Origin of the sequence: Streptomyces sp. NRRL B-24085, assembly GCF_001282115.1 — a bacterium.
Classification (GTDB): domain Bacteria; phylum Actinomycetota; class Actinomycetes; order Streptomycetales; family Streptomycetaceae; genus Streptomyces.
Genome location: NZ_LJBR01000136.1, coordinates 39,020 through 46,427, shown reverse-complemented (window position 1 = coordinate 46,427; position 7,408 = coordinate 39,020). Strand labels below are relative to the sequence as shown.

Annotated in this window: 8 protein-coding genes; 1 reads left to right on the top strand and 7 read right to left on the bottom strand. The window is 72.2% G+C overall.

The features are described from left to right. From AOJ26_RS17020 to AOJ26_RS17000, 5 genes are all read right to left on the bottom strand, one after another. On the bottom strand, positions 1-548 hold a 548-nt coding region (locus tag AOJ26_RS17020), incomplete at its 3' end, for a metallophosphoesterase (protein ID WP_199828850.1). Between the two features lie 115 nt (positions 549-663). Beyond that, a complete protein-coding gene (locus tag AOJ26_RS17015) occupies positions 664-1,566 on the bottom strand; it encodes an MHYT domain-containing protein (protein WP_053849152.1) in 903 nt (300 codons plus the stop codon). A 269-nt stretch (positions 1,567-1,835) separates the two neighbouring features. Then, positions 1,836-2,606, bottom strand: coding sequence for an alpha/beta fold hydrolase (locus AOJ26_RS17010; protein ID WP_053849151.1), 771 nt, complete (start codon positions 2,604-2,606; stop codon positions 1,836-1,838). Positions 2,607-2,673: 67 nt separating this feature from the next. Continuing rightward, positions 2,674-3,366, bottom strand: coding sequence for a 2-phosphosulfolactate phosphatase (locus AOJ26_RS17005; protein WP_053849150.1), 693 nt, complete (start codon positions 3,364-3,366; stop codon positions 2,674-2,676). A 264-nt stretch (positions 3,367-3,630) separates the two neighbouring features. Beyond that, the gene (locus AOJ26_RS17000) at positions 3,631-3,846 is read right to left on the bottom strand and encodes a 4-oxalocrotonate tautomerase family protein (RefSeq protein ID WP_053849149.1); all 216 of its coding nucleotides are present in this window, start codon (positions 3,844-3,846) and stop codon (positions 3,631-3,633) included. A gap of 144 nt (positions 3,847-3,990) precedes the next feature. Here AOJ26_RS17000 and AOJ26_RS16995 point away from each other — a divergent pair, with 144 nt between their 5' ends. Beyond that, complete coding sequence (locus AOJ26_RS16995) at positions 3,991-4,854, top strand: helix-turn-helix transcriptional regulator (RefSeq protein ID WP_053849148.1); 864 nt, start codon at positions 3,991-3,993, stop codon at positions 4,852-4,854. A 71-nt stretch (positions 4,855-4,925) separates the two neighbouring features. Here the strand turns inward: AOJ26_RS16995 and AOJ26_RS16990 are convergent, their stop codons facing one another. Together AOJ26_RS16990 and AOJ26_RS16985 are read right to left on the bottom strand one after the other, a co-directional pair. Beyond that, positions 4,926-5,741, bottom strand: a complete 816-nt coding sequence (locus AOJ26_RS16990) for an SAM-dependent methyltransferase (protein WP_053849147.1) — start codon at positions 5,739-5,741, stop codon at positions 4,926-4,928. A gap of 177 nt (positions 5,742-5,918) precedes the next feature. Then, positions 5,919-7,316 carry a DEAD/DEAH box helicase gene (locus tag AOJ26_RS16985; RefSeq protein WP_053849146.1) on the bottom strand — a complete coding sequence of 466 codons (1,398 nt, stop codon included), beginning with the start codon at positions 7,314-7,316 and terminating at the stop codon, positions 5,919-5,921. Positions 7,317-7,408 lie beyond the last annotated feature (92 nt).

Genomic DNA, 7,408 nt, shown 5'->3' with positions numbered 1-7,408 from the left:
TTATAAGAGACAGGGCCCAGAGGCGGGGCGTCGTCGCAGAAGACGCGCATGAAGGCGCCGAGGTCCTCGTACCAGTCGTGGTTGCCGGGTATCGCGTAGATCGGCGCCGGATAGTCCCGGTACGGCCGGAAGAACTTCGTGCCGTAGTCGTCCGCGCTGCCCACCGGGTAGATCACATCACTGGCGACGACCGCGAACCGGGTGTCCTGACTGACCCTCAGAAAGCCTGGTACGACGGCGTACTGAGGGTCGTCGCCCTCGCCGGTGTCACCGATGACCATGAACGAGAACCGGTCCGGGTCCGCCCGCCGGATCACCTTGTCGGCGGGTGCGCCGGCCGCCGCGCGCTGGGCCACCCAGCGGCTTCGGGTACGGCCGGTGGGATCCCCGAACCAGGAGGCGACCACGCCGTTGCGGGCCGCCCACAGCGTTTTCGGGTCCAGCCAGGAGATCTTCTCGACCTTGGGCGGCATCAGCCGCCTGTACTCGCCGAGTCGGGCGGAGCCCCAGCCGGCGCCTTCGGCGGTATCGCGTGAGGAGTCAGACACCGGTGCACCGTAACAACGATCTAGGACCGGCCGGGAAGGGGAGTGCCCCACGGCAGCCCCGCCGACCGGACGTCACCGGTCCGCGGGGCACTCCGGGGGTGGTCCGGAACGGGTCTCACCTCGGCCTGCTGTGCGGTGCGGCCCATTGCGGATCCTGCGGTGCGCGGGCGTGGACCACCCTGACGTCCTGGTCCTTCCCGTCCCCGTCGTCCCGGTCGTCGGGGAGTGAGCCGGACGACGCCCCGGTGCGCGGAGTCGAGGCGGACGAGCGGTTCCAGTCGCCCTCGCCGAGCACCAGGAGGGGGTCGAACATGACCACCACTCCGGCCAGCAGCAGAAAGATCGCCGGTCCCAGGAGCATGGGCAGCAGCAGCGAGGTGGGCGAGTCTCCCGCCCACGAGCCGCCGGTCGTGCCGTGCACATGGACGCTGACCGCCGACATGCCCGTGTAGTGCATCCCCGTCACGGCGATGCCCATGATCAGGCTGGCCCCGAGGCTCGTCAGGAAGCCCCGGATCGTGACGGCCGCCCACAGGGCCGCGGTCGCGGCGACGATCGCGATGACCACGGACAGCGCGACGACGGCGGCGTCGTACCGGACCGTCCCGTCGAGGTGCAGTGCCGCCATGCCGAGGTAGTGCATGGCCGCCACGCCGAGCCCGGTGATCACGCCCGCGAAGGACAGGGTGAGGGTGCTGGCACCGCGATAGCCGACGATGAAGACGCCGACGCCCACGACGACGATGGAGACGGCGAGACTGAGGACCGTGAGCCCGGCGTCGTAGCGGACCCGGGTCTCCACGACCCGGAAGCCCATCATGGCGATGAAGTGCATCGTCCAGATGCCGCAGCCGATCGAGGCGGCGCCGAGCGCCAGCCAGCCGGCCTTCCACGACTGGGTGCTGAGCAGGGTGCGCACGATGCAGCGCAGCCCCAGAGCCCCTCCCAGGCACGCCATGAGATAGGCGGCGACCGGGGTCACCGCGCCGTAGCGAAACCCGTCGACCGTGCCTTCCATAAGCCAACTCCCCCCAGAGCCATGGCTGGTTGTGGAGGAAGGGTTACGGCTCGGGATCCGGTTCAGCAAGGCCTTACCGCAAGTAAGCACCGGACTCCCGCTGGGCTTTGTTGAACTTTGGTCACATGGCGGCGAGTTTCGGCCATGCGGTCTCCAGCGCCGCGCGCCTCTGCAAGAGTTGAGCTTTTTCAGCATTCCCGCGATACGGGTGATGCCGTTCGACGGGGAGGGGTCCGCCGCCGGTACCGGCGCCGCTGCCGGCACCCACGTCACGCGAAGAACTCGCCCAGCAGCGGCAGCAGCAGGGAGCTCCGCTGCATGAGGGCCATGTGCGTGGTGGCCGGCAGGACGGCCAACCGCGCGTCGGGGATGAGCCGTTGCATCTCGGCCGCGTGCTCCACCCGTACGAAGTCGCTGTCGCCGAGGAGCAGCAGGGTGGGCGCCCGCAGTCCGCGCAGGTCGTCGGCGGTCCAGGGCAACGGGGCGTGGGCGGCCGCCGAGACCTTGGAGAGGAAGTCCTGGAAGTGCTCGGGGTGGGGCGCGACGGCCGCGTAGGTGTCGGCCATCCGCTGGAAGTCGTCCTGGCTGGGCAGCCGGGGCGAGCTGTAGTCCGGGACGCGGACGTCGTCGTGGACCCCTTCCTGGGTGTACATGGTGGCGGCGAGCGCGAGCCGTCCGACGCGCTCCGGACGCCGCACCGCGATCTCCAGCGCGGTCAGCCCGCCGAGGCTGAACCCGAGGAAGTCGGCCTGCTCGATGCCGAGTTCGTCGAGCAGCGCCACCGCGTCCGAGGCCAGATCCGGGACCGTCATCGCACGGTCGGTGTCGGCGGTACGGCCGTGTCCTTGCAGTTCGGGGGCGACGACCCGCCGGTCGGCGGCCAGGGCGGGCAGTACGGCGGAGAAGGTCAGATCGACGGTGAGGCCACCGCCGTGCAGCAGCACCAGCGGGCGGTTCCCGTCCGGGGCGGCGCCATGGGTCTCGTAGTACATCTCCAGGCCGTTGACCTTGGCGTGGGCGGAACTGGTCGGCACGGTCATCACATCCGTTCTGCGGAGTCGTATACGGGGGAGACCCGGCGCTGCCGCGGAAGTCATCGGTGCGGTGTCACCCGGGTGGGGCGGGCACCGGCCGCAGCACCATCAGGGCGTCTTCGCGGGCCGCGGCCATGGCGAACGGAAACCGGTCGGCCTCCAGGCAGAGGCGGACGTCGTCCGGATGGACACCCGGCAGTCCCTCCCGCGCACCCCGCTCCAGCGAGGCCGCCCAGCGCGAGTCCCGCGCACGACGGAGATACGGTTCCGCGTCCACCTCGTCGGACTCCACGCGCCGCGCCACGTACTCGGCGCAGGCGCGATCCTCCTCGGCCCGTCCCTCCTCGCCGGTGACGACGAACGTCACCTCCCGCGCTCCGCGTTCCCGCAGCAGCCGCGCGGTGGCGCCGGCCACGACGAAACTCGCGCACAGCAGCAGCCCGGCGTCGGCCACCGCCAGGGCGCCGACCGTGCCCGAGGTCGTCTTCTGCACGACGGTGCGGCCGTCGAGGTCGTGGTCCGCCAGCATGGCCGGGGAGTTGTACGCGTCGAACCCGGGCGCGGGCGCACCGTCCTTGAGGGCCAGCCAGCCCGGCTGCCGGGCCTTCAGCTCCAGGGCCTCGTCCTCCGAGGGGGCCAGAACGATCTTCTCGGCGCCACCGGCGAAAGCCTGGGCGGCCACCGTGAACGCACGGAGGACGTCGATGACGACGGCGACGGCGGGAGTCCCCGTCAACTCCGGGATCCCGAGGAAATGAGAGCGCATCGGTCCATGGTGCAGCAGCTCAGCCGTGCCGGGGAACGCTGCATGGCTGAGGTGACGGCCCGGGCAGCCGCTGGTGACGCTCCCGCCCGCACGCGGTGCAGGACCGCTGCATGTGCGGCGGCCCGTCTTGCACCGAGGCCGCAGGCGGGAGCGCCGCCGCCCGAGAGCCACGACCCTGGAGCCGACCGCGGCCGGCCTCGCTCAGACCTCCGCCGTGGGCGGACCCGGCGTCCCCGGGCCACCGCTCCCCTCACCGTCGAGCGGTCAACTCCCCTCGGTCCGGTTGAGCTCGGCGAGTGTGAGTACGTGGCCGCCGATGCCCCAGCCGCCGTCGGTGACCTCCTCGACGAGGACGAGGGTGGTGGCGCGGGCGCGTTCGCCGTAGATGTCGACGTAGAGCTCGGTGGCGCGGGTGACGATCTGCTGCTTCTGCTCCTCGGTGAGGGTGCCGGCGGGGACCTTGAAGTTCGCGAACGGCATGGGGTGCTGCTCCATCTGTCTGTGGGGTGGGCGAACGGTGCGCACACCACGGTCGTCCGGTGCGGCAGGCACAGCCAGGGCTGCGCGCACCCTGGGGTCGGCGTCCCCTGGCTCCGCCGCCGCGTGCCGCGTGATGATGGCGGGATGAACCTTGCCGAGCTCGCCGCGTTCCTGAGGTCCCGGCGCGATCGCGTACGGCCCTCCGACGTCGGGCTGCCCACCGGGCCGCGGCGCCGGGTCCCTGGCCTGCGGCGCGAGGAGGTCGCACAACTGGCCGGTCTGTCGGCGGACTACTACACCGAACTCGAACGCGGAGGGGACGTCCAGCCCTCCGCGCAGGTGCTGGCCGCGCTCGCCCGGGCGCTGCGTCTGGGCGGCGACGAGCGCGACCACCTGTTCCACCTCGCCGACCGGCCCGTGCCCACGGTGGCCCGGGGACCGAACGCCCATGCCCAGCCGGCGCTGCTCGGTCTGCTGGACCGGCTCACCACGACACCGGCGCAGATCATCACCGACCTGCACGAGACCCTCGTACAGAACGAACTGGGCGCCGCGCTGATCGGCCGCACCCCCGTCCGCCGCGGCATGCCCGGGAGCTTCGTCCACCGGTGGTTCACCGACCCCGCCTCCCGCAGCGTCTATCCCGCCGAGGACCATCCCCAGCACTCCAGGGCCTTCGTCGCCGACCTCCGGGCCGTCGCCGCCCGGCGCGGCCGCGACACGGAAGTCACCGCGATGGTGGCCGACCTGCGGCGGCGCAGCCCGGAGTTCAGCGCCCTGTGGGACACCCACGACGTGGCGCTGCGGCGCGTCGACCACAAGCGGATCGTCCACCCCGCGCTGGGAGTCGTCGCGGTCGACTGCCACACCCTGTTCAGCGAGGACGGACGCCAGCGCCTGCTCTGGTTCAGCGCCCCGCCCGGCACCGAGGCCGCCGCCCAACTGGATCTGCTCTCGGTCATCGGCACCCAGGACATGTCCACGGACGACGAGAACACGCTGCGGTAGGCAGCGCGGTGCGCGCACGACCGCGGTACCTTCCGCGTCGGGCCGCGTGCTCCGGGCACCGCCGCTCGCCGCTACGGCTTCCGGGCCAGTCCACCGTGCTCGGCGACGACCTCGGGGACGGGCGAACCGGGGTCCGGACGCCATCGCGTGACCGGTACGACGCCGGGTTCGACCAGTTCCAGTCCGTCGAAGAAGCGGGTGATCTCGTCGACGGTGCGCAGTACGTACGGGACGGCGCCGCTGTCGTTGTAGTGGGCCTGGGCCCGTTCGAAGACCGGGTCGACGCCGAGCGAGCCGTCGTTGACGCAGAGGTGACTGCCCGGCGGGACGGCGCCCATCAGGTGGGTGACGATCGAGCGGGCCTGCTTGTGGTCGGCGATGTGTCCGAGGAGGTTGCTGAGGACGACCGCGACCGGCCGGCCCAGGTCGAGGGTCCGGGCGGCGCCCGCGAGGATCCGGTCCGGGTCCGTCGCGTCGGCGTCGAGGTAGGCGGTGGCCCCCTCGGGGGTGGAGGTGAGCAGGGCGCGGGCGTGGGCCAGGACCATCGGGTCGTTGTCGACGTGGACGATCCGGGCGTCGGGCGCGAGCCGCTGCGCGACCTCGTGGGTGTTCTGCGCGGTAGGAAGGCCGGTGCCGACGTCCAGGAACTGCCGGATGCCCGCCTCGGCGACCAGATACGTGATCGCGCGGCGCAGGAAGGCGCGGCTGCCGCGGGCGATCGTGACGATGCCGGGGAAGACGGCGGTGTAGGCGTCGCCGGCCGCCTTGTCGACGGGGTAGTTGTCGCTGCCGCCGAGCCAGTAGTTCCAGATGCGCGCCGAGTGCGGCACCGAGGTGTCGATCTCCGGGTGTTCCGTGGGTTCGGGCGTCGTCACCGGATCGGTCATGAGGCGGGTCCGTCCTTCGGCCGGGGCGTCGATCGGTCACGCCACAACCTATGCGCCAACGTCCTTTGCCCGCCTGCCGGTTCGGGGACCGGAGTCGCCCTTCGTCCGTCCGCCGGTTGCCGGTTCGGGGATCGGCGGGCGGCCCGGACGGCTCCCGTCGACGCCGGGCAGCGGTGCTCAGCCGCCGCGTCGCACCTGGGCCGCCCGGCGGGCCTCGGCGAGCTTGCGGGCCTCACCGGCCTTCCGGGACCTGCCGCCGGTGCCGCGGGAGGTGTCCTTGCTGGTGCCCAGCCCGCGGAAGGGAGCGTTGGTGTTCTTGGGCCGGGACGCGGCGGGCCCGCCGTCGAGCGGGGTGCCGGACGGAGCCCTGGCGCCGGTGATCCGGCTCAGTTCCGCCTCGCCCGAGCGCACCTTGGTGACCGTCGGCTCGATGCCGGCCTCGGCCAGCACACGGCTCGTCTCACGGCGCTGACCCGACAGCACCAGGGTGACGACCCTGCCGGACTCTCCCGCCCGTGCGGTGCGGCCCGCGCGGTGCAGATAGTCCTTGGCGTCGGTGGGCGGGTCCACGTTGACCACGAGGTCCAGGTCGTCGACGTGCAGGCCACGGGCCGCGACGTTGGTGGCGACCAGGGCGGTGACCTGCCCGTCCTTGAACTGGGCGAGGGTGCGGGTGCGCTGCGGCTGGGACTTGCCGCTGTGCAGGGCCGCGGCGTGCACCCCGCCGGCCCGCAGGTGCCGGGTGAGCTGGTCGACACCGTGCTTGGTGTCCAGGAACAGCAGCACACGGCCGTCACGGGCGGCGATCTCCGTGGTGACGGCGTACTGGTCGGGGCCGTGGACGACCAGGACGTGGTGGTCCATCGTCGTGACGGCACCCGCGGACGGGTCCACCGAGTGGACGACGGGGTCGTGGAGGTAGCTGCTGACCAGGTGGTCGACGTCACGGTCCAGGGTGGCCGAGAACAGCATCCGCTGGCCCTCGGGCCCCACCTGGTCGAGCACCTGTGTGACCTGCGGCAGGAAGCCCATGTCGCACATCTGGTCGGCCTCGTCGAGGACGGTGATCCGCACCCGGCCCAGACGGCACGCCTTGCGCTCGACGAGGTCGTGCAGCCGGCCGGGGGTGGCGACGACGACCTCGGCACCCTCGCGCAGCGCGGCGATCTGCCGGCCGATCGACATCCCGCCGACGACCGCCGCCATCCGTAGCCGGAGTGCCTCGGCGTACGGTGCCAGCGCCTCGGTGACCTGCTGGGCGAGCTCCCGGGTGGGCACCAGGACCAGTGCCAGGGGCTGCTTCGCCTCCGCGCGCCGCCCGGCCGTCCGGACCAGCAGCGGGAGGCCGAACGCCAGCGTCTTGCCCGACCCGGTGCGCCCGCGCCCCAGGACGTCGCGTCCCGCGAGGGCGTCGGGCAGTGTGGCCGCCTGGATCGGGAACGGCTCGCGCACCCCGTGCTCGGCGAGGGTCCGCAGCACCTCGGCCGGGAGCGCCAGATCGGCGAAGGAGGCGGGGGACACCGGGCCGTGGTGGCCGGGGTGGTCGGGCTGGTCGGGCTGGTGGGGGTGGTTCATGAAAGAGCCTTCCGCAGAGGGACGTACCGAGGAAGGCCCGGCAGGAAGTCATGAGCGCGCAAAGGTTAGATGGTAACACAAAGTGATGGAGG